General features: G+C 61.0%; 24 protein-coding genes and 1 pseudogene. 12 read left to right on the top strand and 13 right to left on the bottom strand.

Annotated features, from left to right (window positions below; translation table 11 throughout):
* Window positions 1-123 precede the first annotated feature (123 nt).
* The 5 genes from BM132_RS17325 to BM132_RS17345 form a co-directional block, all read right to left on the bottom strand.
* Complete coding sequence (locus BM132_RS17325; RefSeq protein WP_092457621.1) at window positions 124-657, bottom strand: C40 family peptidase; 534 nt, start codon at window positions 655-657, stop codon at window positions 124-126.
* A 165-nt stretch (window positions 658-822) separates the two neighbouring features.
* Window positions 823-1,449 carry a C40 family peptidase gene (locus BM132_RS17330; protein ID WP_092402750.1) on the bottom strand — a complete coding sequence of 209 codons (627 nt, stop codon included), beginning with the start codon at window positions 1,447-1,449 and terminating at the stop codon, window positions 823-825.
* Window positions 1,450-1,661: 212 nt separating this feature from the next.
* A complete protein-coding gene (gene hda, locus BM132_RS17335) occupies window positions 1,662-2,366 on the bottom strand; it encodes a DnaA regulatory inactivator Hda (protein ID WP_003178999.1) in 705 nt (234 codons plus the stop codon).
* Window positions 2,367-2,547: 181 nt separating this feature from the next.
* A complete protein-coding gene (locus tag BM132_RS17340; RefSeq protein ID WP_092457199.1) occupies window positions 2,548-3,621 on the bottom strand; it encodes an AI-2E family transporter in 1,074 nt (357 codons plus the stop codon).
* Between the two features lie 31 nt (window positions 3,622-3,652).
* Window positions 3,653-4,711, bottom strand: coding sequence for a DUF2066 domain-containing protein (locus BM132_RS17345; RefSeq protein ID WP_092457202.1), 1,059 nt, complete (start codon window positions 4,709-4,711; stop codon window positions 3,653-3,655).
* A 364-nt stretch (window positions 4,712-5,075) separates the two neighbouring features.
* Between BM132_RS17345 and purM the strand changes: the two genes are divergently transcribed.
* From purM to BM132_RS17365, 4 genes are all read left to right on the top strand, one after another.
* On the top strand, window positions 5,076-6,134 hold the full coding sequence (gene purM, locus BM132_RS17350; RefSeq protein WP_092457205.1) for a phosphoribosylformylglycinamidine cyclo-ligase: 1,059 nt from the start codon (window positions 5,076-5,078) through the stop codon (window positions 6,132-6,134).
* Window positions 6,134-6,796, top strand: a complete 663-nt coding sequence (gene purN, locus BM132_RS17355) for a phosphoribosylglycinamide formyltransferase (RefSeq protein WP_092402744.1) — start codon at window positions 6,134-6,136, stop codon at window positions 6,794-6,796. The genes purM and purN overlap by 1 nt, the downstream gene beginning before the upstream one ends.
* Window positions 6,797-6,804: 8 nt before the next feature.
* The gene (locus BM132_RS17360) at window positions 6,805-7,518 is read left to right on the top strand and encodes a DUF3108 domain-containing protein (protein ID WP_047228728.1); all 714 of its coding nucleotides are present in this window, start codon (window positions 6,805-6,807) and stop codon (window positions 7,516-7,518) included.
* A 378-nt stretch (window positions 7,519-7,896) separates the two neighbouring features.
* Window positions 7,897-8,091 carry a hypothetical protein gene (locus BM132_RS17365; RefSeq protein ID WP_092457208.1) on the top strand — a complete coding sequence of 65 codons (195 nt, stop codon included), beginning with the start codon at window positions 7,897-7,899 and terminating at the stop codon, window positions 8,089-8,091.
* Window positions 8,092-8,214: 123 nt separating this feature from the next.
* On the opposite strand, the gene BM132_RS17370 is transcribed toward BM132_RS17365, so the two are convergent.
* The 5 genes from BM132_RS17370 to cysM all read right to left on the bottom strand — a co-directional run bounded on the left by BM132_RS17370 (window position 8,215) and on the right by cysM (window position 14,374).
* Window positions 8,215-8,754, bottom strand: a complete 540-nt coding sequence (locus BM132_RS17370) for a DUF2058 domain-containing protein (RefSeq protein WP_030142404.1) — start codon at window positions 8,752-8,754, stop codon at window positions 8,215-8,217.
* Between the two features lie 26 nt (window positions 8,755-8,780).
* Window positions 8,781-9,614 carry a nucleoside triphosphate pyrophosphohydrolase gene (gene mazG / locus BM132_RS17375; protein WP_092457211.1) on the bottom strand — a complete coding sequence of 278 codons (834 nt, stop codon included), beginning with the start codon at window positions 9,612-9,614 and terminating at the stop codon, window positions 8,781-8,783.
* Window positions 9,615-9,754: 140 nt separating this feature from the next.
* The gene (gene relA, locus BM132_RS17380) at window positions 9,755-12,001 is read right to left on the bottom strand and encodes a GTP diphosphokinase (RefSeq protein ID WP_047228731.1); all 2,247 of its coding nucleotides are present in this window, start codon (window positions 11,999-12,001) and stop codon (window positions 9,755-9,757) included.
* Window positions 12,002-12,101: 100 nt separating this feature from the next.
* Window positions 12,102-13,472, bottom strand: coding sequence for a 23S rRNA (uracil(1939)-C(5))-methyltransferase RlmD (gene rlmD, locus BM132_RS17385; RefSeq protein WP_092457214.1), 1,371 nt, complete (start codon window positions 13,470-13,472; stop codon window positions 12,102-12,104).
* The gene (gene cysM / locus BM132_RS17390) at window positions 13,472-14,374 is read right to left on the bottom strand and encodes a cysteine synthase CysM (RefSeq protein ID WP_092402736.1); all 903 of its coding nucleotides are present in this window, start codon (window positions 14,372-14,374) and stop codon (window positions 13,472-13,474) included. The genes rlmD and cysM overlap by 1 nt, the downstream gene beginning before the upstream one ends.
* A 318-nt stretch (window positions 14,375-14,692) precedes the next feature.
* Here cysM and BM132_RS17395 point away from each other — a divergent pair.
* The 4 genes and pseudogenes from BM132_RS17395 (at window position 14,693) to BM132_RS17410 (ending at window position 19,553) form a co-directional block, all read left to right on the top strand.
* Window positions 14,693-17,443 (top strand): annotated as a pseudogene (locus tag BM132_RS17395) (response regulator).
* A gap of 89 nt (window positions 17,444-17,532) precedes the next feature.
* Entirely contained in the window at window positions 17,533-18,522 is a 990-nt protein-coding gene (locus BM132_RS17400; RefSeq protein ID WP_092457217.1) for a 2-hydroxyacid dehydrogenase, read from the top strand.
* A gap of 192 nt (window positions 18,523-18,714) precedes the next feature.
* A complete protein-coding gene (locus BM132_RS17405; RefSeq protein WP_047228735.1) occupies window positions 18,715-19,149 on the top strand; it encodes a hypothetical protein in 435 nt (144 codons plus the stop codon).
* A complete protein-coding gene (locus tag BM132_RS17410) occupies window positions 19,149-19,553 on the top strand; it encodes an META domain-containing protein (protein WP_047228736.1) in 405 nt (134 codons plus the stop codon). Before BM132_RS17405 ends, BM132_RS17410 begins: the two co-directional genes overlap by 1 nt.
* 179 nt (window positions 19,554-19,732) lie before the next feature.
* Here BM132_RS17410 and BM132_RS17415 read toward each other — a convergent pair whose 3' ends face one another.
* Window positions 19,733-20,200 (bottom strand): TlpA disulfide reductase family protein, encoded by a 468-nt coding sequence (locus BM132_RS17415; RefSeq protein WP_092457220.1) that lies wholly within the window; start codon window positions 20,198-20,200, stop codon window positions 19,733-19,735.
* 127 nt (window positions 20,201-20,327) lie between these two features.
* On the opposite strand from BM132_RS17415, the gene arsC reads away from it, so the two are divergent.
* From arsC to BM132_RS17430, 3 genes are read left to right on the top strand one after another with little or no spacing between them, the layout of a single operon-like run.
* Window positions 20,328-20,681 carry an arsenate reductase (glutaredoxin) gene (arsC, locus tag BM132_RS17420; protein WP_092457223.1) on the top strand — a complete coding sequence of 118 codons (354 nt, stop codon included), beginning with the start codon at window positions 20,328-20,330 and terminating at the stop codon, window positions 20,679-20,681.
* Window positions 20,678-21,283 carry an NAD(P)H:quinone oxidoreductase gene (gene wrbA, locus BM132_RS17425; RefSeq protein ID WP_047228739.1) on the top strand — a complete coding sequence of 202 codons (606 nt, stop codon included), beginning with the start codon at window positions 20,678-20,680 and terminating at the stop codon, window positions 21,281-21,283. Before arsC ends, wrbA begins: the two co-directional genes overlap by 4 nt.
* Complete coding sequence (locus tag BM132_RS17430) at window positions 21,276-21,701, top strand: DUF2069 domain-containing protein (RefSeq protein WP_092457226.1); 426 nt, start codon at window positions 21,276-21,278, stop codon at window positions 21,699-21,701. Before wrbA ends, BM132_RS17430 begins: the two co-directional genes overlap by 8 nt.
* Before the next feature lie 224 nt (window positions 21,702-21,925).
* On the opposite strand, the gene BM132_RS17435 is transcribed toward BM132_RS17430, so the two are convergent.
* Entirely contained in the window at window positions 21,926-22,600 is a 675-nt protein-coding gene (locus BM132_RS17435; protein WP_092457229.1) for a DNA-3-methyladenine glycosylase I, read from the bottom strand.
* Between the two features lie 81 nt (window positions 22,601-22,681).
* A complete protein-coding gene (ttcA, locus tag BM132_RS17440; protein WP_076383752.1) occupies window positions 22,682-23,506 on the bottom strand; it encodes a tRNA 2-thiocytidine(32) synthetase TtcA in 825 nt (274 codons plus the stop codon).
* 425 nt (window positions 23,507-23,931) lie between these two features.
* Here ttcA and BM132_RS17445 point away from each other — a divergent pair, with 425 nt between their 5' ends.
* A complete protein-coding gene (locus tag BM132_RS17445; RefSeq protein WP_092402718.1) occupies window positions 23,932-24,534 on the top strand; it encodes a Yip1 family protein in 603 nt (200 codons plus the stop codon).
* Window positions 24,535-24,629: the final 95 nt, after the last annotated feature.

The raw sequence follows: 24,629 nt of genomic DNA on the forward strand, positions 1-24,629 counted from the left end.
AGCTTGCTCCCGCTGGGTCGCGTAGCGGCCCCCTGCTGCTGGCGGTTGCTGCGCAACCGAACGGGTGCAAGCTCCCTCGCCACAAGAGTTCTGCTGATCGGCGCAAAAAGCGAACTTGAATCGTCAGGGATTACGCGCCAGATGCGCCGGTTGCAGCACCCGCTTGGCGCTCAGATAGGCTTTCTGCCAATAAGCCTTGGACAGGCTGTCGAGCTTGACCGTACCGCCGGTCGCTGGCGCGTGGACGAAGCGCCCTTCCCCGACATAGATCCCGGCATGGCTGACCTGAGAACCGCCGTTAGTGGCGAAGAAAATCAGGTCCCCGGTTTGCAACGCCTCCTTGCCCACACTGGGGGCGCGCATGCCAATCATCTCGCGGGTGGAACGCGGCAGGGAGATACCGGCCGCATCGCGATACACATAGCCAATCAGGCCACTGCAATCAAAGCCTGAATCCGGCGTGTTACCGCCCCAACGATAGGGTGTTCCCACCAACCCCAGCGCCCGGAACAGCACGTCTTCGGCAACCGGGGAAAAGCTTTGCGCGGGAGCGAATACCACCGGAGCCCGCACTGGCGCAGGTGGCGGAGTACGGCTGGCGCAAGCGCTGAGCAGCGCGACAAAGAACATGATAGCGAGGCGGGCCGACGTCGACATATGCAGAACAATCCTGATCTGGATGCGGCTTTTCTGCCGTGGGCTTGAAAACAAAGCCGCCTGCGGAATACGCAGGCGGATTGCCATCAATCAATGATCATGGATTCTAGCGGCTATGAGGCAAACTTCAAGTAAGACTTTAAGTTTGCCTTACAAACTGTGGGCTTACTTGCGAGCAGTGACCACGGTTGGTGCCATAGCGAGGGCCCGCTTGGCTTCGATGAAGGTCTTGCTCCAGTAACTATCGCCCAAGCTGTCGATGCGCACGCCACCGCTGCGACGGCTGCTGGAATGGATGAACTGGTTATCACCCAGGTAGATACCGGCGTGACTGACGCGACCACGACGACCGTTGGTAGCGAAGAACAGCAGATCGCCCGGCTCAAGCTCGTTGCGAGCAACCAGCGGGGCCTTCACGTTGATCATTTCGCGAGTGGAGCGCGGCAGGCTCATGCCAGCCTCTTCGCGAAACAGATACCCAATGAAACCGCTGCAATCGAAGCCAGCCTCGGAGGAACCGCCAAAACGATAGCGGGTACCGATCAAGGACATGCCCCGCTCCAGGATGCTGTCAGCCAGCACCGGAAGCTGATAAGGCTTGCTGCCGGCGAAGTCTGCCAGCTCTTTGTCGGTGGCCATTTCTTCCTGAAGTGCAACAGAGGAAGACTGGGCAGTAACGGAATTTTGAACCTGTGGTTGTTGCGCTTGCTGGGACACTGGAGAGTGGGCAGCGCAACCGAACAACAGGGTAACGAGTGCGAGAGGCACCAGGGGTGCGAAGCGACTTAGCATGGGCACGACCGTGGCTGAAGTTGTAAAGATGGCGAGACTATGCCCACTATCAAGCTCATTTGCAAATTCAATCGATGCAAATGTGACTTCTCGGTTTTAGGTTTACATCTAAGCGCCGAAACCGTTACCAGGCCCCATGCAGCCTGCAGCCCAGAAGGGGCGCGGGCTCTGACGTGGCAGAAGCAGGCTATAAGCCACTATTGCTGCGACTTCTACCAGCCAAGGGTTTCTTTCAAAAAAGGGATGGTCAGTTTGCGCTGGGCCTGAAGCGACGCCTGGTCGAGGCGTTCGAGCAGTTCGAACAACGCGCTCATGCTGCGGGTGCCGCGGGTAAGGATAAAGTGCCCGACCTCATCGGTCAGGTGCAGGCCACGCCGGGAAGCGCGCAGCTGCAATGCACGGAGCTTGTCTTCATCGGAGAGCGGACGCATCTGGAAAATCAGCGCCAGGGTGAGACGGGACTTGAGATCGGCCAGCTTCACCGGCAGTTCCCGCGGCGACGTCGAGGCTGCAATCAGCAAACGCCGGCCGCTGTCGCGTAACCGGTTGAACAGATGAAACAGCGCTTCTTCCCAATCAGCCTTGCCGGCCACCGCCTGAAGATCATCCAGGCAAACCAGTTCGTACTGTTCAAGGTTGTCGAGGATCTCAACACCGCGATCCAGCAACTCGGCCAATGGCAGATACACCGCCGGCTCGCCCAATTGCTCGAACCGCAGGCAAGCGGCCTGCAACAGATGCGTGCGCCCTACCCCGTCCTTGCCCCACAGATAGATCAGGCTCTCGGTCCAGCCGGCGTCGGCTTCGCAAAGCCGCTCGACATAGCCGAGTGCAGCGGCATTGGCGCCTGGGTAGTAGTTGATAAAGGTGGCGTCATCACGCAGACGCACACCTAGGGGCAGCTGAATCGGTTTCATGCTGACTGAACAGTTCCAAAAGAACCGTTAGTGGCCTCTGTGTAAAGTGCGCAAAGTTTATACCCGTGACGCGGACCGCACAATGCGCCGGACCACGAGCAAAATCAAAGGTTTGCAGCGACAGAACGGTGGAGCGACGGTTTCCCTGACGCCGGGACAACCGCCGCGCCCGCCATTGGCGTTATAGCTCGGGGTCTTCGACGCCACTGTAGATGTCTGAATCCTTGTACAGATCGTGCATATGACGCACCAGCACCATGATCACCGCCGCCACCGGCAGCGCCAGCAGAACCCCGGTAAAACCGAACAACTCCCCCCCTGCCAGGATCGCAAAGATCACCGCTACTGGATGCAAACCGATGCGATCACCCACCAGCAACGGTGTCAGCACCATGCCTTCCAGAGCCTGCCCGACCATGAACACCGCCACGATGCCGACCATCGGGTACAGATCACCGCCAAACTGGAACAAGCCGGCAATCAACGCCGCGCCGATACCGATGACGAAGCCCATGTACGGCACGATGGCGGCAAGCCCGGCGATCAAGCCGATCAATAGCCCCAGCTCCAGGCCCACCAGCATCAATCCCGCCGCATAGATGAAGCCCAGCGCCACCATCACCAACAATTGTCCACGCACAAACGCCCCCAACACTTCATGGCATTCGCCGGTCAGGGTCATGATGCGTTCTTCACGATGGCGTGGCAGCAAGCTGCGGATCTTGGCCATCATCAAGTCCCAGTCGCGCAGCAGATAAAAGGCCACCACCGGAATCAACACCAGGTTCGCCAGCCAGCCAATCAACGCCAGTCCCGAGGCCGTGGCCTGGCTCAATACCACACCGACGATGTCAGAGGTCTGCCCCATATGCTCGCTGATGGCCGCCTTGACCTTGTCGAACTTCCAGAACCCTTCAGCCAACCCCAGCCTCGACTGAACCCACGGCACGGCGGTGTGCTGCAACCAGTCGAGCATCTGCGGCGCCAGCTCGTACAGACGCATCAGTTGCTTGGCCAGCATCGGGATCAGCACCAGCATCAGGGCGATGACAATCAAGATGATCAGCCCAAACACCGACACCACGCCCCAGGTCCTGGACAGGCCGAGTTTTTCCAGGCGATCTACCAATGGGTCGAACAGATAGGCCAGGAGCAACGCAACCAGGAACGGCGTGAGGATCGGATGCAGCAAATAGATGAACACACACAGCAGGGCGACCCCACCCAACCAGAACCAACGCCGCGTATCGCCCATGAACCACTCCTAGCTATATAAGAAAGAAAAACTACCAGCGAAACCGCAGGTTGGCCGTCGGTTCAGGCGATGGCGCGGCGGCCGGAATTGAGCCATCAGCGGCTGGCTGGGCCACAGGCACTGGCGCGACGGCTTCGTCGGCAGGAATTTCCTGCAGTTTCGCCAGGGCCAATTGCGCTTTTAACTGTTCGGCGCTGCCGTTGACCCGATAAATGATCCGGTCCCCTTCAACCCGCTGTAACTGCCCACCGAACGGCTCGAGCAAACGCCCAAGCGCCGCATAACGTTCCAGGTTCATGCCCTGCACTTCCAGCAGTTGCTCGGTGGCCACGCCCGGCTTGGTAACGAAACGCGGCGCCAGGCGTTGGCTCACCGCCAGCATCACCGCATCAGCCAGGGCGGCAGGGTCGGCGCCCTGGGCATTGCCCTGCTCGCGCTGGTCACCCTGCCACAAGCGCCAGGTCGCCTGCCATTGGCCGCCCTCTTCCTTGGCATGGACCGCCAACAAGGCGTCTGCGCCATAACGCTGCGATGCTTCGCGCAGCGGGGCCGGGTCACTGCCTTCCAGGTTTGGCGCGGTAGCAACGATCTGCTCGCTCAAATCCGCCAGGGGCAGGTGCAGCGGCAGGCCACGGTGCTGGGCGGCGCGGCGCAGTGGCTCGGCACTGCCCTGGCCATCGCCCACCAGGTTGGAACCTTCAGCCGAGTCGTTCAGCCACCAGCCCAGAATCGCAGGCCGATTCGCGCCCCACAGCGACAAGCCCGCCGAGCGCAAGGCCCGGTCAGTGCTCGCTGGATCGAAATCCACCTTGAGGCTTTCCGGCGGCCCGGCATCGTAACCATATTGAAGAATGATCTGCTGAGGGTCCTTGCGGATCGCCGCCAGACCGGGATTCTGGGCGGCCTTGGCATCGCCGGTCAGGCGCAGCACCAGCGTGTCGAGGGCGCGCAGAGTCGCCTGGTCACGCTCTTGCGGGGCCTGGCTGCTGACCGGCTCGAGCACCTGATAGAGGTTATTGAGGTTTTCGGCATGGCTCGCCACGCTGATCAACGACAGGCAACCCACAGACAAGAGTTTGAAAAAACGCATGGAAGATTCCCGGACATAACGGCTGGAACAGGCCGTGTGAAGAAAATGAGCATGGCTGTGACCACAGCACCTGGCAAAACATTCACACGCCCGCTGGAAGTTTCGCACTGTCATCACCATAGCCGGTTACCGCTACACCTTATACAGACGCATGGCGCAGCACCAATAGGAGAAATATCGGTTTTTTTCCAAGGATATGTCCCTGCCCGTCGGCGCGAGGATGGCCGCTGCCCCTCAAGCCTGATAAAATCGCGCGCCTTCGCAGACCGGCAATGGCTGGGCACCCGGAATAATTCGTACAACGGTTATTCAATGGCCCCGGCGGTCGGTCGTTACCCAGAAATCCCCCCTAAAGGCCTGGATCATGAGCAAGCAACCCTCCCTGAGCTACAAGGACGCCGGTGTAGACATCGACGCCGGTGAAGCATTGGTCGAACGCATCAAGAGCGTCGCCAAGCGCACTGCGCGCCCGGAAGTCATGGGCGGCCTGGGCGGTTTCGGCGCCCTCTGCGAGATCCCGGCCGGCTACAAGCAACCAGTGCTGGTTTCGGGCACTGACGGCGTCGGCACCAAGCTGCGTCTGGCCCTGAACCTGAACAAGCACGACAGCATCGGCATCGACCTGGTGGCCATGTGCGTGAACGACCTGGTGGTTTGCGGCGCCGAGCCGCTGTTCTTTCTCGACTACTACGCCACCGGCAAACTGAACGTCGACACCGCCGCCCAGGTGGTCACCGGCATTGGCGCCGGCTGCGAGCTGTCCGGCTGCTCCCTGGTCGGCGGCGAAACCGCTGAAATGCCAGGCATGTACGAAGGCGAAGACTACGACCTGGCCGGTTTCTGCGTCGGTGTCGTGGAAAAATCCGAAATCATCGACGGTTCGAAAGTCGCCACTGGCGATGCCCTGCTCGCCCTGCCATCGTCCGGCCCGCACTCCAACGGTTATTCGCTGATCCGCAAGATCATCGAAGTCTCGGGTGCCGACATCGAAAACACCCAGCTCGACGGCAAGCCACTGGCCGACCTGCTGATGGCCCCGACCCGCATCTACGTCAAGCCGCTGCTCAAGCTGATCAAGGACACCGGCGCCGTCAAGGCCATGGCCCACATCACCGGCGGTGGCCTGCTGGACAACATCCCGCGCGTATTGCCAAAAGGCGCCCAGGCGGTGGTTGACGTGGCGAGCTGGACCCGTCCGGCCGTGTTCGACTGGCTGCAAGAGAAAGGCAACGTCGATGAAACCGAAATGCACCGCGTGCTGAACTGCGGCGTGGGCATGGTGATCTGCGTAGCCCAGGAGCACGTTGAAACGGCCCTGAATGTACTGCGTGAAGCCGGCGAGCAACCTTGGGTCATCGGCCAGATCAGTACCGCCGCCGAAGGCGCTGCCCAGGTCGAGCTGAAAAACCTTAAGGCTCACTGATGCAAGAACAGAAGCCTGCAACCTGTGATGTCGTGGTGCTGTTGTCCGGCACCGGCAGCAACTTGCAGGCCCTGATCGACAGCACGCGGACCGGCGATAGCCCGGTCCGCATCCGCGCGGTGATTTCCAACCGCGCCGATGCCTACGGCCTGCAACGCGCCAGGGACGCGGGGATCGACACCCGCGTCCTGGATCACAAAGCGTTCGATGGCCGCGAAGCCTTCGATGCCGCGCTGATCGAACAGATCGACACGTTCAATCCGCAACTGGTGGTTCTGGCCGGCTTCATGCGCATCCTCAGCGCCGGCTTCGTGCGTCACTACCAGGGCCGCCTGTTCAATATCCATCCATCGCTGCTGCCCAAATACAAAGGGTTACACACTCACCAGCGCGCGCTGGAGGCCGGAGACACGGAGCATGGCTGCTCGGTGCACTTCGTCACCGAGGAACTCGATGGCGGACCACTGGTCGTACAGGCAGTAATACCGGTAGAGTTGCACGATACGCCGCAAAGCCTGGCCCAACGGGTTCACGCCCGGGAACACCAGATCTACCCGATGGCCGTGCGTTGGTTTGCCGAAGGCCGGCTGACCCTCGACGATCGCGGTGCCTCACTGGACGGCCAGTTGCTCGCCGCCAGCGGCCATTTGATTCGATACTAGGAGATTTTATGCGTCGCGCCCTGCTCTTCGCTTGCGCTCTGCTTGCCCTGCCCCTGGCACAGGCCGCAGACCTTCAACCGTTCTCCGCCAGCTACACCGCCGACTGGAAACAGCTGCCCATGAGCGGCACCGCCGAGCGCAGCCTGACCAAAGAGGCCAACGGCACCTGGAAGCTGAGCTTCAAGGCTTCGATGATGATCGCCAGCCTGACGGAAGAAAGCACCCTGACCCTGGACAAGGACACGCTGCTGCCACAGTCCTACCACTTTGAACGTGGCGGCTTGGGCAAGGCCAAGAAAGCCGACCTGGATTTCGACTGGAACACCAAGATGGTCACCGGCACCGATCGCGGCGATCCGGTCAAACTGCCACTCAACCGTGGCATGGTCGATAAATCCACGTATCAGTTGGCCCTGCAGCACGATGTAGCGGCCGGCAAGAAAAGCATGAGCTATCAGGTTGTCGATGATGGCGAGATCGACACCTACGACTTCCGCGTACTGGGCCCAGAGAAGGTCGACACCAAGGCCGGCCAGATCGACGCGATCAAGGTCGAGCGCGTGCGCGACCCGACAAAAAGCAAACGCATCACGGTGCTTTGGTTCGCCAAGGATTGGGATTACCTGCTGGTACGCCTGCAACAGGTCGAGACCGACGGCAAGGAGTACAACATCATGCTCCAGGACGGTACGGTTAACGGCAAGGCTGTCAAAGGCAGCTGACCGACGCCGACACCAAGGAAAGCCCCGCCCAGTGCGGGGCTTTTTTATGCCCGGATTTCCTGAACACTAAAACTGCACCTGCAGAAGATAAACCTGTGGGAGCGAGTCTGCTCGCGATAGCGGTGTATCAGTCATACCGCTATCGCGAGCAGGCTCGCTCCCACAAGGTGACGCCTCACATTTCGCCCCCGAAACATGAAACCTTCTTCATGAAAAACACCTGCGACCGAATGCCGCGCATTGCCTGGCCTGCGGGATCGCTGAGCTTTTCATGAAATTTTCTTAACAGACCCAGGCATTTACTTAGCCGGCTACCCAAATCTATAACAAAGTCCTGCACACGCCTTGCTGCAGATAACAGAGATTGGAGCTTGCAAGATGACTGTGAAAGTAACTGAACGCGATGACGCTCACATGTCCCATGAAGGTATTGCCGCCGGGATCCGCATCTGGGATGTACATCAACAGGACCTGCTGGTGGGGATGTTCCACTCCGAGACGGATGCCAATAGCTATAAGGCCGAGCTGGAATGCCAGGAAAGGCAGCGCTCGCGGGAAATGGCAGAATCCTGAACGATAACAATCCCTGTGGGAGCGAGCCTGCTCGCGATAGCGGTAGATCAGCAACATCAATGTTGGCTGACAGATCGCCATCGCGAGCAGGCTCGCTCCCACAGTTTAGTGTTCAGTTCATCCTTACCACATCAAATCATCAGGGATCTGATACGCCGCATACGGATCATCCGCGTCCACTTCTTCGGTCTGGGTATTGAGCTGCACGATGCGCTTGGGATCGCGCTCCTGGATTTTCAGGGCCGCTTCGCGCGGGATCACTTCGTAGCCGCCGGCATGATGGACGATCGCCAGCGAGCCGCTGCTCAACTTGTTGCGCATTAGCGTGTTGACCGAGATGCGCTTGACCTTCTTGTCGTCAACAAAGTTGTAATAGTCCTCAGTGGTCAGCTTCGGCAAACGCGAGACTTCGATCAGTTGCTTGATCTGCGCGGCCCGGGCTTTCTGCTCGGCTTTTTCCTGCTGCTGACGGTTGAGTTCCTGATCGCGCTTGACCTTCTCGGCCATCGCCTCCTGGGCGGCACGCTGCTGGGAGTCATCCAGTTCGATCTGACCCTTATGGGCCAGACGCTGCTGTTTCTGTTTCTCTTTGCCGACCTGCTTGGCCTGCTTTTGGTTGACCAGCCCTGCTTTGAGCAACTGGTCGCGAAGGGAAAGGCTCATGGTGCTTACTCACTTAGGCAACAGCCTCAGCCACAGCTGGGCAAATTCTTTTCCTGACGTTTGGCTTCGCCCCATAAGGCGTCCAACTCTTCGAGGGTGCAATCTTCCATGGGACGGTGGGTGTCGCGCAATGCCTGTTCGATAAATCGGAAACGTCGCTCAAATTTCCCATTGGCGTCACGCAGGGCCGTTTCCGGGTCGATTTTCAGGTGCCGGGCCAGGTTCACTACGCTGAACAGCAGGTCGCCGATCTCATCGCTGATGGCCACCGAATCGTTGTCAGCCATCGCTTCGAGGACTTCGTCCAACTCCTCCCGGACCTTGTCGAGCACCGGCAACGGGCCCGGCCAGTCGAAACCGACCTGCCCCGCACGTTTTTGCAGCTTCGCCGCACGGGACAGCGCCGGCAACGCCACCGGTATATCGTCGAGCAGCGACAACTGCTCGGGCGCGGCGGCCTTCTCGGCCCGTTCCTCGGCCTTGATCTCTTCCCAGCGTTGCTTGACCTGCTCTTCGCTCAATCGCGGCAAGTCCATGGGCGCATACAGATCACCGGTAGGGAACACATGAGGGTGTCGACGAATCAGCTTGCGGGTGATGCTGTCGACCACTCCGGCGAATTCGAAGCGGTTTTCCTCTCGCGCCAGCTGGCTGTAATACACCACCTGAAACAACAGGTCACCCAGTTCACCCTGCAAGTGATCGAAGTCGCCGCGCTCGATGGCATCGGCCACTTCATAGGCTTCTTCCAGGGTATGGGGAACGATGGTTTCGTAGGTTTGCTTGATGTCCCACGGGCAGCCGTACTGCGGGTCGCGCAGACGGTTCATCAGGTGCAGCAGGTCTTCGAGGCTATACATCAATCCATCTCATTACATGAGTCACTGTGGGAGCGAGCCTGCTCGCGATGAGGGAGGCACATCCAACTTCAATGTGCGCTGACACACCGCGATCGCGAGCAGGCTCGCTCCCACACTGGACAGGGTTTAACAGTGCCTCATCACCCCGGCGTACGATTACGCCGGGTCTCGATGATGTTCGGCAGTTGGGAAATCCGCCCCAGCAACCGCCCCAGCGCATCCAGCCCCGGAATCTCGATGGTCAGGGACATCAGCGCCGTGTTGTCTTCCTTGTTCGAACGGGTGTTGACCGCCAACACGTTGATCCGCTCGTTCAGCAACACCTGGGACACGTCACGCAGCAGGCCGGAACGGTCGTAGGCGCGAATGATGATGTCCACCGGGTAGGTGAGCACCGGCACCGGGCCCCAACTGACCTGGATGATCCGCTCCGGCTCACGGCCGGCCAGTTGCAGCACCGAAGCACAGTCCTGGCGGTGAATGCTCACCCCACGGCCCTGGGTGATGTAGCCGACGATCGCATCCCCAGGCAACGGCTGGCAGCAGCCGGCCATCTGGGTCATCAGGTTGCCCACGCCTTGGATCTGGATGTCGCCGCGCTTGCCGGGCTTGTAGCCGGTGGCCTTGCGCGGGATCAGTTCCAACTGCTCGTTGCCGCGCTCCGGCTCCACCAGTTGCTGAGCCAGGTTGACCAGTTGCGCAAGGCGCAAGTCGCCGGCACCGAGAGCGGCGAACATGTCTTCGGCGGTTTTCATGTTGGCCTTTTCGGCCAGCTTGTCGAAATCCACCTGCGGCAGACCCAGGCGACTGAGTTCGCGCTCGAGCAGGGTCTTGCCGGCGGCGACGTTCTGGTCGCGAGCCTGCAACTTGAACCAGTGAACGATTTTCGCCCGCGCTCGCGATGTGGTGATGTAGCCCAGGTTCGGGTTCAGCCAGTCGCGGCTCGGTGTGCCGTGTTTACTGGTGATGATCTCGACCTGCTCACCGGTTTGCAGGCTGTAGTTGAGCGGCACGATCCGCCCGTTGATCTTGGCGCCACGGCAGTTGTGGCCGATCTCGGTGTGGACCCGATAGGCAAAGTCCAGCGGCGTGGCGCCCTTGGGCAGGTCGATGGCATGGCCGTCGGGGGTGAAGATATAGACCCGATCCGGTTCGATATCGACCCGCAGTTGTTCGGCCAGACCGCCAATGTCACCGAGTTCTTCATGCCACTCGAGCACCTGACGCAGCCAGGAGATTTTCTCTTCGTAGTGGTTGGAGCCCGACTTGACGTCGGTGCCCTTGTATTTCCAATGGGCGCAAACCCCAAGCTCGGCTTCCTCGTGCATGGCGTGGGTGCGAATCTGCACTTCCAGCACCTTGCCCTCCGGGCCGATCACCGCCGTGTGCAGCGAGCGATAGCCGTTTTCCTTCGGGTTGGCGATGTAGTCGTCGAACTCCTTGGGAATGTGCCGCCACAAGGTGTGCACGATACCCAGCGCGGTGTAGCAGTCGCGCATTTCCGGGACCAGTACGCGAACAGCGCGGACGTCGTAGATCTGGCTGAACTCCAGGCCTTTGCGCTGCATTTTGCGCCAGATCGAATAGATGTGCTTGGCCCGGCCGCTGATGTCGGCCTCCACGCCGGTGGCCTGCAATTCTTCCCGCAACTGGGTCATCACATCCGTGATGAAACGCTCGCGATCCAGGCGCCGCTCATGCAGCAACTTGGCGATCTGCTTGTACTGGTCGGGCTCCAGGTAGCGGAAGGACAGGTCCTCCAGCTCCCACTTGATATGGCCGATGCCAAGGCGATGGGCCAGTGGCGCGTAGATATCGAACACTTCCCGGGCGACGCGGTTGCGCTTTTCGTCGTCGGCGGACTTCACCGCGCGGATCGCGCAGGTTCGTTCGGCCAGTTTGATCAGTGCGACGCGCACGTCGTCGACCATGGCCACCAGCATCTTGCGCAGGTTCTCCACTTGGCCTTGGGTGCCCAGGACCATGGACTGGCGCGGACTGAGACTGGCACTGATCGCCGCCATGCGCAGCACGCCGTCAATCAGCTTGGCGACCACCGTGCCGAAGCGCTGGCTGACCACCGGCAATTGGATCTGCCCTTCGCGCACACCACGGTAAAGCACCGCAGCCACCAGGGAATCCTGGTCGAGCTTGAGGTCGGCAAGGATTTCGGCGATCTCAAGGCCCGTCTGAAAACTCGAGGTGCCTTCGGACCAGAGGTTCTTCGCCGCGTTGTGTTGCTGTTCCGCTTCACGCGCGAACTCACAGGCTTCTTTCAAGGCTTCGCGATCCAGTGCCGTGTCGATACTGACCGCGTGATCGAGCCAAGCCTCGAGATTGATACTGCCGTCGGTGTTGATCGGCTGGTGTGCTCTCACCTGTACCATCTTTACATACCTTCCCTATGACGCAGATTCAATGCGTCAATAACGCTGACCTTCGTTGCCCGTGCCCCCGCCCAGGGCTGTGGTGGTTGGCACGAACGGGTCAGTCGGACAAGCCATCCTGGCTCGCTTCAAATAACGCCATGGCCTCGACATGTGCCGTCTGAGGAAACATATCGAGAATCCCGGCACGTTTTAACCGGTAGCCCTGCTTGATCAATTCGACCGTGTCCCGGGCCAAAGTTGCCGGGTTGCACGATACATATACCAACCGCCTGGCGCCCAGGGATGCCAGTTTGCGCACCACCTCGAAAGCACCGTCGCGGGGTGGGTCCAAGAGTACCGCAGAAAAGCCTTCGCCGACCCACTCGGCACCCGACAACGGCTGGGATAAATCGGCCTGAAAAAAGGCAGTGTTATTCAAATTGTTGCTGACGGCATTGGCTGCCGCGCGGTCAACCATGGCCTGTACACCTTCCACCGCCACCACTTGGCGCACAACCTTGGCCAGGGGCAAGGCAAAGTTGCCCAGACCACAGAACAAGTCCAGCACCCGCTCCTCGGGTTTGGGCGCCAGCCAATCCAGTGCCTGGGCCACCATCGCCGCGTTGACCCCGGCGTTGACCTGGATGAAATCACCCGGCCGGTAAGCCAGCTCCAGGTCCCAGGCGTCAAGGCGATAACCCAGCGTCTGTCCCGGTTCGACCGGTTGCGGCTCGCCCTCACCCTGCAGCCACAACTGGGCTTGGTGGGTGGCGCAGAAATCCTTGAGAATCGTCAGGTCAGGTGCCGACAGTGGCGACATGTGCCGCAGCAACACTGCCAGGGACGAGCCGGCGAACAATTCCACATGGCCCAGCGCCTGGGGTTTACTCAAACGACGGAGCATCTGCGGCAAGCCGCTCATGATCGGTTGCAAGGGCTGTACCAGCACCGGGCAATCGCCGATGGCAACGATGTCCTGGCTGCCCACGGCACGGAATCCGACGTCGAGCTTTTTCGCCTTTTGGTCCCAGCGCACCGCCACGCGGGCGCGACGCCGGTAACCCAGTTCCGGCCCGTTCAATGGCGCGGCCCATTCATCCGGCTGCACGCCGGCGACCCGCGACAACTGCTCAGCGAGCATGCGCTGTTTCAGGGCGAGCTGTTCGTTGTGGGGCAAATGCTGGACGCTGCAACCGCCGCAGCGACCGGCATGGACGCACGGCGCCGCACGGCGCAGTTCACTGGACAGAAACACTCGCTCGGTGCGGGCCTCGACCACCTTGCCATGGGCCCCCAGCACCCGCGCCTCGACCTCTTCGCCGGCCAGGGCGCCGATCACGAACCAGGTGCGCCCGTCCACAAAGGCAATCCCGCGCCCATCGTTGGCCAAGCGTTCGATGGTCAAGCGCTGCTTCTTTCCGGCAGGCACCTGCGGGGCCCGGCTTCCGCCGCTGGGCTGGAAGCGCAGACCTCTTTCTTGCTTGGCCATCAGTTGGGCGCGTCGAAAATGCCGGTCGACAGGTAGCGGTCGCCTCGGTCGCAAATGATCGCGACAATGACCGCGTTTTCGACTTCCTGGGACAAGCGCAGCATGCCCGCCACGGCACCGCCCGAAGAGACGCCGCAAAAGATGCCTTCTTCACGGGCCAGACGACGGGTGATGTCCTCCGCCTCGCTCTGGGCCATGTCGATAATGCGGTCCACGCGGTCGGCCTGGTAGATCTTCGGCAGATATTCCTCGGGCCAGCGACGGATACCGGGGATGGCCGCGCCTTCCATCGGTTGCAGGCCGATGATCTGCACGTTCGGGTTCTGTTCTTTCAAATAGCGCGAGGTGCCCATGATGGTGCCGGTGGTGCCCATCGAGCTGACGAAATGGGTGATGGTGCCATCGGTCTGGCGCCAGATCTCGGGGCCGGTGGTGGTGTAGTGGGCTTCGGGATTGTCGCCATTGGCGAACTGGTCGAGCACCTTGCCGCGCCCCTCGGCTTGCATGCGCTCAGCCAGGTCCCGGGCGCCTTCCATGCCTTCGTCTTTGCTCACCAGGATCAATTCGGCGCCATAGGCGGTCATCGCGGCCTTGCGCTCGGCACTGGAGTTGTCGGGCATGATCAGGATCATCTTGTAGCCCTTGATCGCCGCCGCCATGGCCAGGGCGATGCCGGTGTTCCCGGAAGTCGCCTCGATCAGCGTATCGCCGGGCCGGATCTGCCCGCGCAATTCGCCACGGGTGAGCATCGACAGCGCCGGCCGGTCCTTGACCGAACCCGCCGGGTTATTCCCTTCGAGCTTGAGCAAAAGCGTGTTGCTGGTCACGCCGGGCAGGCGCTGCAAACGAACCAGCGGAGTGTTGCCGACGCAATCGGCGATAGTGGGGTACTGCACGGTCATGGCGTATTCGCAATCCGGACTGCGGGGGCGCCTATCATACCGGCAAACCCGGCGCGGCCATATCACGCAAAGTGTGGTGGTTATGGCTTATGGGAATAAGCCACGAAATGGGGCTGCAAGCTGCAGCTCAGCAATCATGCGCATTTAGGGCGAATTGATTGAATTGACGGTATCGCCGAGGCACGGTAACCCGCGAGACCGATGCACGGCGACATGAATTTTACGAAGATTGCCCGCCCGCAAGTCGCTACACTGCGCAGGTATTGCGTGCCGGATGCGCGCAAAGCTCAAACAGACCGCTGGATGCAGGAGAAAAGTGTGCTCAAGAAACTGGGAATCAAAGGCCGCGTGCTGTTGCTGACCCTTTTGCCGACCAGCCTGATGGCGCTGGTCCTGGGCGGCTACTTCACCTGGATGCAGCAATCGGACCTGCACGCCCAGTTGTTGCAACGAGGCGAAATGATCGCCGAACAGCTGGCACCGCTGGTCGCCCCAGCCATGAGCCACCAGGACACCGATCTGCTGGAGCGGATCGCCACCCAGTCCCTCGAGCAAGCGGACGTGCGCGCCGTGACCTTCCTGGCCCCCGATCGCACATCGCTGGCCCACGCCGGCCCGACCATGCTCAACCGCGCCCCGGAGGGCAACAGTGCCCAATTACTGCAACGCACCGGCAACGATGCCACGCGTTACCTGCTGCCAGTATTCGGCAAGCACCGCAACCTGGCCGGCGAGCTGATTCCCGAAGAAGCCGATCGGCTGCTGGGTTGGGTCGAACTGGAGTTGTCCCACAGTGGCATGTTACTGCGCGGCTATCGCAGCCTGTTCGCCAGCCTGCTGTTGATCAGCGCCGGCCTGTGCCTGACCGCACTGCTGGCGTTGCGCATGGGTCGCACGATCAATCGTCCCCTGAGCCAGATCAAGCAAGCCGTGGCGCAACTCAAGGATGGTCACCTGGAAACCCGTCTGCCACCACTGGGCAGCCAGGAACTGGATGAGCTGGCGTCAGGCATCAATCGCATGGCCAGCACCTTGCAGAACGCCCAGGAAGAGTTGCAGCACAGCATCGACCAGGCCACTGAAGACGTGCGCCAGAATCTGGAAACCATCGAGATCCAGAACATCGAACTGGACCTGGCCCGCAAGGAAGCCCTGGAAGCGAGCCGGATCAAATCCGAATTCCTGGCGAACATGAGCCACGAAATCCGTACGCCGCTCAACGGCATCCTCGGTTTCACCCATTTGCTGCAGAAAAGCGAATTGACCCCGCGTCAGCTCGATTACCTGGGCACCATTGAAAAATCCGCTGACAGCCTGCTGGGCATCATCAACGAGATCCTCGACTTCTCGAAGATCGAGGCCGGCAAACTGGTGCTCGACAACATTCCGTTCAACCTGCGGGACTTGTTGCAAGACACTTTGACTATCCTCGCCCCCGCCGCCCACGCCAAACAACTGGAGCTGGTGAGCCTGGTCTACAGGGACACGCCCCTGTCGCTGGTGGGCGATCCGCTGCGCCTCAAGCAGATCCTGACCAACCTGGTGAGCAATGCCATCAAGTTCACCCGCGAAGGCACTATCATCGCCCGCGCCATGATGGAAGACGAACACGAAGACAGCGTGCAACTGCGCATCAGCATTCAGGACACCGGTATCGGCCTGTCGAACCAGGACGTGCGGGCCCTGTTCCAGGCGTTCAGCCAGGCCGACAATTCCTTGTCCCGGCAACCGGGCGGCACCGGTCTGGGCCTGGTGATTTCCAAGCGCTTGGTGGAGCAGATGGGTGGCGAAATCGGCGTTGACAGCACGCCGGGCGAAGGCTCGGAGTTCTGGATCAGCCTGCGCCTGCCCAAGACCCGTGACGACGCCGAGGATTTGCCTGGCCCGCCGTTACTGGGTCGGCGCGTAGCAGTGCTGGAAAACCATGAACTGGCCCGTCAGGCCCTGCAACACTAGCTCGAGGACTGCGGTCTGGTAGTGACACCGTTCAACACCCTGGAAAACCTGACCAACGGTGTGACCGTCGCCCACCAGACCGACCAGGCGATCGACCTGGCCGTGCTGGGCATCACCAGCAACGACATGCCGCCGGAACGCCTCAGCCAGCACATCTGGGATCTTGAGCATCTGGGCTGCAAGGTACTCGTGCTGTGTCCCACCACTGAACAGACGCTGTACCACCTCTCCGTGCCCAACCCCCACAGCCAATTGCAGGCCAAGCCGGCCTGCACCCGCAAGCTGCGCCGCTCGCTTTCCGACCTGGTCAACCCGCGCCCACCTCGCAACGAGCCCAACGAGCCGGTGGGCAGCCGCGCGCCCAAAGTGCTTTGCGTGGACGACAACCCGGCCAACCTGCTGCTGGTGCAAACGTTGCTCGAAGACATGGGCGCCAAGGTGCTGGCGGTGGAAAGCGGTTATGCGGCGGTCAAGGCGGTGCAAAAGGAAACCTTCGACCTGGTGCTGATGGACGTTCAGATGCCTGGTATGGACGGCCGCCAGAGCACCGAGGCGATTCGCCAATGGGAAAGCGAGCGTCATTGTACGCCGCTGCCGATCGTCGCCCTCACCGCCCACGCCATGGCCAACGAAAAACGCGCCCTGCTGCAAAGCGGCATGGATGACTACCTGACCAAGCCCATCAGCGAACGGCAACTGGCCCAGGTGGTGCTTAAGTGGACCGGCCTGGCCCTGCGCAACCAGGCGCCGGACCGGAGCACCGACGCTCAGGGCGGCAGCGACCTGTTGGTGCTCGATCACGAAGAAGGCCTGCGCCTGGCCGCCGGCAAGGCCGATCTGGCGGCGGACATGCTGGCGATGCTGCTGGCTTCGCTGGAAGCCGACCGCGAAGCGATTCGCCAGGCCAACGAAGCCAATGATCACAACGCCCTGATCGAACGGGTCCACCGCCTGCATGGCGCCACTCGTTACTGTGGCGTGCCGCAATTGCGCGCCGCCTGCCAGCGCAGCGAGACCCTGCTCAAACAACAGGACCCCAAGGCCGAGGCCGCTCTGCAGGAACTGGAGCGTGCCATCGACCGCCTGGCCAACGAGGCACGCATCAGCGCCTGATCCAGGGCAACAGCCCAAAACCCAGGATCAAGGAAAATCCAGGCTCCTACCCCGACCGTACGGGTTTATTTTTATGCCAGGAGGCCGCCATGCGCGTGATTCTTTTCAGCAGCCAAACCTACGACCGCGACAGTTTCAGTAAAGCCCCGGCACCCGCAGGCCTTGAACTGCAGTTTCAGCCAGCACGCCTGAACCTCGACACCGTGGCCCTGGCCGAACGACATGAAGTGGTGTGCGCCTTCATCAACGACGACCTGAGCGCCCCGGTGCTGGAACGGCTGGCACAGGGTGGCACGCGGCTGATCGCCCTGCGCTCGGCCGGCTATAACCATGTGGACCTGGCCGCTGCCAAACGGCTGGGGTTGAGCATCGTCCGGGTGCCGGCGTATTCGCCCCATGCCGTGGCCGAACACGCCGTGGCGCTGATCATGGCCCTCAATCGCTGCCTGCACCGCGCCTACAACCGCACCCGGGACGGCAATTTCAGCCTCCATGGGCTGACCGGTTTCGATCTGGTGGGCAAGACAGTCGGCGTGATCGGCACCGGGCAGATCGGCGCGACGTTCGCGCGGATCATGGCCGGCTTCGGCTGCCAGTTGCTGGCCTATGACCCGTATCCCAACCCGCAGGTCGAAGCCTTGGGGGCGCGCTATTTGCCCCTGGCCGACCTGCTGGCACAAGCGCAGATCATCAGCCTGCATTGCCCGCTCAACGAGCAGAGCCGACATTTGATCAACGCCGATTCATTGGCTGCCATGCAACGAGGCGCGATGCTGATCAACACCGGACGCGGCGGTCTGGTGGACACACCCGCCTTGATCGAGGCATTGAAAAGCGGTCAGTTGGGCTATTTGGGGCTGGATGTCTATGAGGAAGAAGCACAACTGTTCTTCGAGGACCGCTCCGACCTGCCCTTGCAGGATGATGTGCTGGCTCGGCTGCTGACCTTCCCCAACGTGGTGGTCACCGCGCATCAGGCCTTCCTGACCCATGAAGCGTTGGCCGCCATCGCCGCGACGACCCTGGACAACATCGGCGCCTGGGCCGCCGGCACCCCACAGAACCTGGTGGACAGCTGAGCACTCGGCCCATACCCCCCTTGTGGGAGCGAGCCTGCTCGCGATAGCGGAGGATCGTCTTACATTTATGTCAACTGACACACCGCTATCGCGAGCAGGCTCGCTCCCACAGTGGATTTCGTCACCTGACCAGCATCCGGATCATTCCATGCCATGCCCCGTGCTAGCATATCGCGCCTATCTGGAGGACCCATGGCCGAACACGATTTCCGCTACACCCTGATGAACCCGCAACACACCCTGACCGAGGTCCGCGCCCTGGCGCCGGGCCGTTATCAGGTCACCGGCAACGGCGGTTCGATTCAGGCCAACGATGTGCTGCTCGTCACCCTCAAAGGCAGCAAGGACTTGTCCATGCGCCTGACCGTGGACACCGTTCGGCACTTGCTCAAGCCCATGGGCCAATGGACTGCCATGACCACCGGCCCGGTGTTCGGGGAGCTGGCGATCCACACCTGGCAGGTCAACTGCGACCGCTGCGCCAAGCAACTGAGCTTTGAATTTGCCGTCGACGCCAAGCTCGGCGTCAAGGCGCAGAAGCCGGCCGCCACCGCGCGCATTGCCGAGCTGGGCTGGACCACCGTCGGTGAAAAACACCTGTGCCCGACATGCCAGGAAGCCGCCTGATGAAACGCCTGGCCCTGACCGCGCTGATCGGCGCCGGCCTGATGGGTTGCGCCGCCGAGCCGGTGCAACTGCAGCAAAACCGCAGCTACATCCTGGAATGGATTGGCGAACGGCCATTGATGGACTACAGCAACCTGACCATTACCCTGGGGGACGACGGCCGGGCCTACGGCAACGGCGGCTGTAACCACTGGTTCGCGCCCTACACCCTGGAAGGCCACCGTTTGAGCTTCGGCAAGATCGGCAGCACCCGCAAACTCTGCGCCCCGGCGCTGATGGAGCAGGAGACGCGCTTTTTGCAGGCGCTGGAAAAGGTCGAACGCTGGGACATCTCGCCCATCGAGCAAATGCGCTTCTGGCCGGCTCAGGGCAAGCCACTGCGGTGGTGGTTGGAGGAAGGTTGATACTATTCCAAGCTTGATAAAGCACTTTGTGGCGAGGGGATTTATCCCCGCTGGGCTGCGCAGCAGCCCCTCTGCTTTCCGTCTGACACACCACGGTGGCATATAGATCTTGGGGCTGCTTCGCACCCCAGCGGGGATAAATCCCCTCGCCACAGGGATCTCACCTGTCAAAACAGGTGTTATTTGAACGCCTGCAACGCCTCAAGCTTGGCCATCACCCCCGCCGCCGTCTGTTCCCCCAGCATCTGCTCGCGCACCTTGCCCTGGTTATCGATGATGTAGGTTACCGGCAGTCCTTCGCTGCGCGGCAGATCGAAGATCTCGGCAGGATCGCGGGCCAGTACAGTGAAACCAATCCCCATCTTGTCGCTGGCGCTCTTGAGCTCCTCACCTTGCACCTGATCGAAGTTGACCCCGAACACCCCCACGTTACGGCCCTTGAGCTGTTCGGCCAGGGCGTTGAACTCGGGGATTTCGGTGCGGCACGGCGCGCACCACTCGGCCCAGTAATTGATCACCACCCACTGATTGTCCAGCCGTTTTGAGGCGATAGCCTGGCCGTTCTGGTCAACTCCGTAGTCATTCCCGCAGCCGGCGAGCAACAAAATTCCCATGAATGCCAGTGCCGTCGTCAATCGCCTTGCCATGTGCCAATCCTTGTATTGAATGTGAACGTCGGCGCGGCCCACCGTATTCGAACGCGCCTGTCTCAGGTGCCGGGTACCTCGCGACACAGTAGAATAGCCGCCACCTTACGCAAGATGCGACCCGCTCATGACCGATCTGACGCTTTATCACAACCCGCGCTGCTCCAAATCCCGCGGTGCGCTGGAACTGTTGGAGACCCGTGGCCTGACGCCCACCGTGGTCCGCTACCTGGAAACCCCGCTCGACGCAGCGCAGTTGGAACGCCTGTTGGCCAAGCTCGGTATCACCGCCCGGCAACTGCTGCGCACCGGCGAGGACGAATACAAGACCCTGAACCTGGCTGATGAAAACCTGAGCCAGTCCCAATTGATCGCCGCCATCGTCGCCCACCCCAAACTCATGGAACGACCGATTCTGGAAACCGCTGACAAGGCCGTGATCGGTCGCCCGCCAGAGAAGATCCTGGAGATCCTGCCGTGAGCACACCGTACATTCTGGTGTTGTATTACAGCCGCAGTGGCTCGACCAACGAAATGGCCCGGCAGATCGCCCGCGGCATTGAGCAGGCCGGGCTGGAAGCCCGGTTGCGTACGGTGCCGGCAATTTCCGCCGAGTGCGAAGCGGTATCGCCGGACATCCCCGAGCAAGGCCCGCTGTACGCCAGCCTCGATGACCTGAAAAACTGCGCCGGCCTGGCCCTGGGCAGTCCGACCCGTTTCGGCAACATGGCCGCGCCGCTGAAATACTTTCTCGATGGCACCAGCAACCTGTGGCTGACCGGCGCACTGGTGGGCAAACCGGCCGGTGTATTCACGTCCACCGCGAGCCTGCATGGCGGCCAGGAAACCACCTTGCTGTCGATGATGCTGCCGCTGTTGCACCACGGCATGCTGATCACCGGCCTGCCCTACAGCGAGTCAGCCTTGATCGAAACCGAGGGCGGAGGCACGCCTTACGGCCCGAGCCATCACGCCGGGGCCGACGGTAAAAGCGGCTTGAACGAACATGAAGTCGCGCTGTGCCGGGCACTGGGTTTGCGCCTGGCAAAAACCGCCCTACTGCTGGAGAACGGCCGTGGCTAAGAAGCCGAAAATACTGCCGCCCATTCAGTGGCTGGAACCGCGGGTACGCATCGCCCGGGTCCTGAGCCTGCTGTGTTTTTTCGGGCTGGCGGGGTTGCTCTGTGTGTATTACCTGCTGATCGCCGACCTGCACGGCGCGCGCCCCTGGGTGATTCTGCTGATCGAGCTGGTGCCGCTGCTGATACTGGCGCCAGGCATGATCAGCGGCAGCCCCCGCGGGCATTCGTGGATGTGCTTTGTGGTGAACCTGTACTTCATCAAAGGCGCACTGGCGGCCTATGACCCGAACCGACAGGTGTTCGGCGTGCTGGAAATGGCCGCGAGCGTGGCGGTGTTCTGCTCAGCCCTGCTGTATGTGCGCTGGCGGTTTCAGTTGAACCGGCGGTTGGCTGGAGAAGGCGAGCCTTCTGTCGCCTGATAGATGGCTATCGCGAGCAGGCTCGCTCCCACAAGGGATTTTGGGTGTAGGGAATCCGCAAGAAACCACCAGACCACTGTGGGAGCAAAGCTTGCTCGCGATGACTGAGGCAGATTCAACATTGATGTAAGTTGACTCACCGCTATCGCGAGCAAGCTTTGCTCCCACATGAGATGTGTGGCGTTCACTATCCCTGTGGGAGCGAGCCTGCTCGCGATGCGGTCTCAATGATTGACGGTATACGCCAGCATCATCGAAAGCTGGCTCATCGGCCTTCCACCACTCTCTTCATGCCACTGGTTGAAGGCCTGTTGCACCGTCGCCAGATCCCGCAAGCTGGTGGGGACTTTGTCGATGATGTCCTGCGCATTGAGCGCGGCTACCACGTCATAACTGGGCACGAAGGTGTCCTTGCCCATCATCCGCAAAAAACGCGGCGCCGACAGACCGCCCAGTTGATGGCCGTGCTTTTTCAGGTAGGTCCACAGGCCCACGATATCGGTCACCGGCCAGTCGGCGATCAGCGCGCCGAAGCTGCCCTTTTCATGGGCCACGTCCAGTATCAACTGCGCGTTGCGCGGCACGCTTTTGAGCTTGCCCAAATGGCGGATGATCCGCGCGTCCTGCATCAGCCGTTCCAGGTGCTCGGCGCTCATCAGTACGACTTTTTCCGGGTCGAACTTGAAAAAAACCTCTTCGAAGGCCGGCCACTTGGCGTCCACCAGGCTGTGCTTAAGCCCGGCGCGGAACACTCGCAACGCCATGGTCGAGAGGTAGCGGTCATCGCTGATTTTGCGCAGTTGGGCCGGGGTCTTGGGAACAGGCAGGTGGGCTTCCAGTTCAGCCGCCGAACCGAAGCGGTTCAGACAATACTCGTGCAGCCACTTGTAATCGCGCATGCCCTCTCCTGGGATCGGAAATGAAAACGGCGCTCTAAGTGGCATGGCCACGAGCGCCGTGAATAGGAGCCGTTGAGCTCCTCAGAGGTTCACCACGTTGACGAATCGCGGCGTGGCACTTTCGTCGATGCGCAGGTTGGTGAAGTCGAACAGGTTGCGGTCCGCCAGCTGCGACGGAACGACGTTCTGCAGACCGCGGAAAATGCTCTCGGTGCGGCCCGGGGTCTTGCGCTCCCACTCCTGCAGCATCTCCTTGACCACCTGGCGTTGCAGGTTTTCCTGGGAGCCACACAGGTTGCAAGGGATGATCGGGAATTGCTTGAAGTCCGAATAGGCCTGGATGTCTTTCTCGCTGCAGTAGGCCAGCGGGCGGATCACCACGTTGCGCCCGTCATCGGCGCGCAGCTTGGGCGGCATGGCTTTGAGCGAGCCGTTGTAGAACATGTTCAGGAAAAAGGTCTCGACGATATCGTCGCGGTGGTGCCCCAGGGCCATCTTGGTGGCGCCGATCTGGTCGGCAAAGGTGTAGAGCGTGCCGCGACGCAGGCGTGAGCACAGCGAGCAGGTGGTCTTGCCTTCCGGGATCAGTTCCTTGACCACCGAATAGGTGTCCTTCTCGACGATGTGATATTCCACGCCCAACGATTGAAGGTAGGCCGGCAACACATGCTCGGGGAAACCGGGCTGCTTCTGGTCCATGTTCACCGCGACAATATCGAACTTGATCGGCGCAACCTTCTGCAAATGCATCAGCACATCGAGCAAGGTGTAGCTGTCCTTGCCGCCGGACAGGCAGACCATGACCTTGTCGCCGTCTTCAATCATATTGAAATCAGCGACCGCCTCACCGGCCTGGCGGCGCAGGCGCTTTTGCAGTTTGTTCTGGTTGACCGTAAGAGTGCCCATGACGCGAAATCCGTGAGGTGTGACGAAAGGCCGGCATTTTACGCAAAAAATCCCCTTTCGGCGAAAGCTCATGACGGACGCTATTGTGGCGAGGGGATTTATCCCCGTTGGGCTGCGCAGCAGCCCCCCTTATCAGGGCTGACCTACTGAGGAATCAATGGATTGGGAGCGCTTCGCACCCCAACGGGGATAAATCCCCTCGCCACAGGAGAGTTCCTGCCAGCCGGAGCGGTGCACAGACTCATCGGCGATTAACACACCTTCCTACAGCGCGATTTGCTCTAAGCCCCCCATCCCCCTGGCGAGAACTCCTTTCTATACTGCGACATAAGGTCGCACACACTTACAGACCTGTACTTACTCGGCCGTTTGGCCCGTAGGCGCTCCGTTGGGGGGCGATGGCAATAACAAAGGAGTGACTGACTATGATCCATCATGTCGTGGGGCTCTTTACCCACCCTGATCAAGAATGGAAAGAAATCCGTGGCGATCAGGAGGAAAGCATCAGCCACATGTACCTCACCCACACGCTGATCCTGGCGGCCATTCCGGCTGTTTCGGCGTTTATCGGCACCACGCAGGTGGGATGGGTCATCGGCAACCGGCCACCGGTGATGCTGACCATGGAAAGCGCACTGTGGATGACCATCATGTCGTACCTCGCCATGTTGGGCGGTGTGGCCGTGATGGGCGCCTTCGTGCACTGGATGGCCCGCACCTATGACGCCAACCCGAGCCTGGCGCGCTGCGTCGCGTTCGCCACCTACACCGCGACACCTTTGTTCATCGGCGGCCTGGCGGCGCTCTATCCGCACATGTGGCTGGGGATGATCGTCGGTACGGCGGCCATCTGCTACACCGTCTACCTGCTGTATGTGGGCCTGCCCACCTTCATGAATATTCCTCAGGACGAGGGTTTTCTGTTTTCCAGTTCGGTGCTCGCCGTGGGCCTGGTGGTGCTGGTGGCTATCATGGCGTTCACGGTGATCGTCTGGGGTTTGGGCGTCGGTCCGGTGTATACCAGCTGAAGTGTTCTAACCCGCTCAGGGTTCCCTCCTGAAAACAAAGCAATATCTGCCAACACAGGCCGCCGCAAGGCGGCCTTCCTGTGTTTGGCGCTGGC

Source organism: Pseudomonas sp. NFACC45, from assembly GCF_900113505.1.
GTDB classification, from domain to species: Bacteria; Pseudomonadota; Gammaproteobacteria; order Pseudomonadales; family Pseudomonadaceae; genus Aquipseudomonas; species Aquipseudomonas tehranensis.

Excerpts from the sequence above, each read along its gene's own strand:
- rlmD (WP_092457214.1), bottom strand. The coding sequence starts at position 13,472 with ATGGCCAAGCAAGAAAGAGGTCTGCGCTTCCAGCCCAGCGGCGGAAGC.
- BM132_RS17325 (WP_092457621.1), bottom strand. The coding sequence starts at position 657 with ATGTCGACGTCGGCCCGCCTCGCTATCATGTTCTTTGTCGCGCTGCTC.
- BM132_RS17410 (WP_047228736.1), top strand. The coding sequence starts at position 19,149 with ATGAAACGCCTGGCCCTGACCGCGCTGATCGGCGCCGGCCTGATGGGT.
- BM132_RS17445 (WP_092402718.1), top strand. The coding sequence starts at position 23,932 with ATGATCCATCATGTCGTGGGGCTCTTTACCCACCCTGATCAAGAATGG.
- BM132_RS17400 (WP_092457217.1), top strand. The coding sequence starts at position 17,533 with ATGCGCGTGATTCTTTTCAGCAGCCAAACCTACGACCGCGACAGTTTC.
- BM132_RS17405 (WP_047228735.1), top strand. The coding sequence starts at position 18,715 with ATGGCCGAACACGATTTCCGCTACACCCTGATGAACCCGCAACACACC.
- BM132_RS17435 (WP_092457229.1), bottom strand. The coding sequence starts at position 22,600 with ATGCGCGATTACAAGTGGCTGCACGAGTATTGTCTGAACCGCTTCGGT.
- ttcA (WP_076383752.1), bottom strand. The coding sequence starts at position 23,506 with ATGGGCACTCTTACGGTCAACCAGAACAAACTGCAAAAGCGCCTGCGC.
- BM132_RS17415 (WP_092457220.1), bottom strand. The coding sequence starts at position 20,200 with ATGGCAAGGCGATTGACGACGGCACTGGCATTCATGGGAATTTTGTTG.
- hda (WP_003178999.1), bottom strand. The coding sequence starts at position 2,366 with ATGAAACCGATTCAGCTGCCCCTAGGTGTGCGTCTGCGTGATGACGCC.
- purN (WP_092402744.1), top strand. The coding sequence starts at position 6,134 with ATGCAAGAACAGAAGCCTGCAACCTGTGATGTCGTGGTGCTGTTGTCC.
- cysM (WP_092402736.1), bottom strand. The coding sequence starts at position 14,374 with ATGACCGTGCAGTACCCCACTATCGCCGATTGCGTCGGCAACACTCCG.
- BM132_RS17345 (WP_092457202.1), bottom strand. The coding sequence starts at position 4,711 with ATGCGTTTTTTCAAACTCTTGTCTGTGGGTTGCCTGTCGTTGATCAGC.
- relA (WP_047228731.1), bottom strand. The coding sequence starts at position 12,001 with ATGGTACAGGTGAGAGCACACCAGCCGATCAACACCGACGGCAGTATC.
- BM132_RS17365 (WP_092457208.1), top strand. The coding sequence starts at position 7,897 with ATGACTGTGAAAGTAACTGAACGCGATGACGCTCACATGTCCCATGAA.
- BM132_RS17370 (WP_030142404.1), bottom strand. The coding sequence starts at position 8,754 with ATGAGCCTTTCCCTTCGCGACCAGTTGCTCAAAGCAGGGCTGGTCAAC.
- BM132_RS17360 (WP_047228728.1), top strand. The coding sequence starts at position 6,805 with ATGCGTCGCGCCCTGCTCTTCGCTTGCGCTCTGCTTGCCCTGCCCCTG.
- mazG (WP_092457211.1), bottom strand. The coding sequence starts at position 9,614 with ATGTATAGCCTCGAAGACCTGCTGCACCTGATGAACCGTCTGCGCGAC.
- purM (WP_092457205.1), top strand. The coding sequence starts at position 5,076 with ATGAGCAAGCAACCCTCCCTGAGCTACAAGGACGCCGGTGTAGACATC.
- BM132_RS17330 (WP_092402750.1), bottom strand. The coding sequence starts at position 1,449 with ATGCTAAGTCGCTTCGCACCCCTGGTGCCTCTCGCACTCGTTACCCTG.
- BM132_RS17340 (WP_092457199.1), bottom strand. The coding sequence starts at position 3,621 with ATGGGCGATACGCGGCGTTGGTTCTGGTTGGGTGGGGTCGCCCTGCTG.
- arsC (WP_092457223.1), top strand. The coding sequence starts at position 20,328 with ATGACCGATCTGACGCTTTATCACAACCCGCGCTGCTCCAAATCCCGC.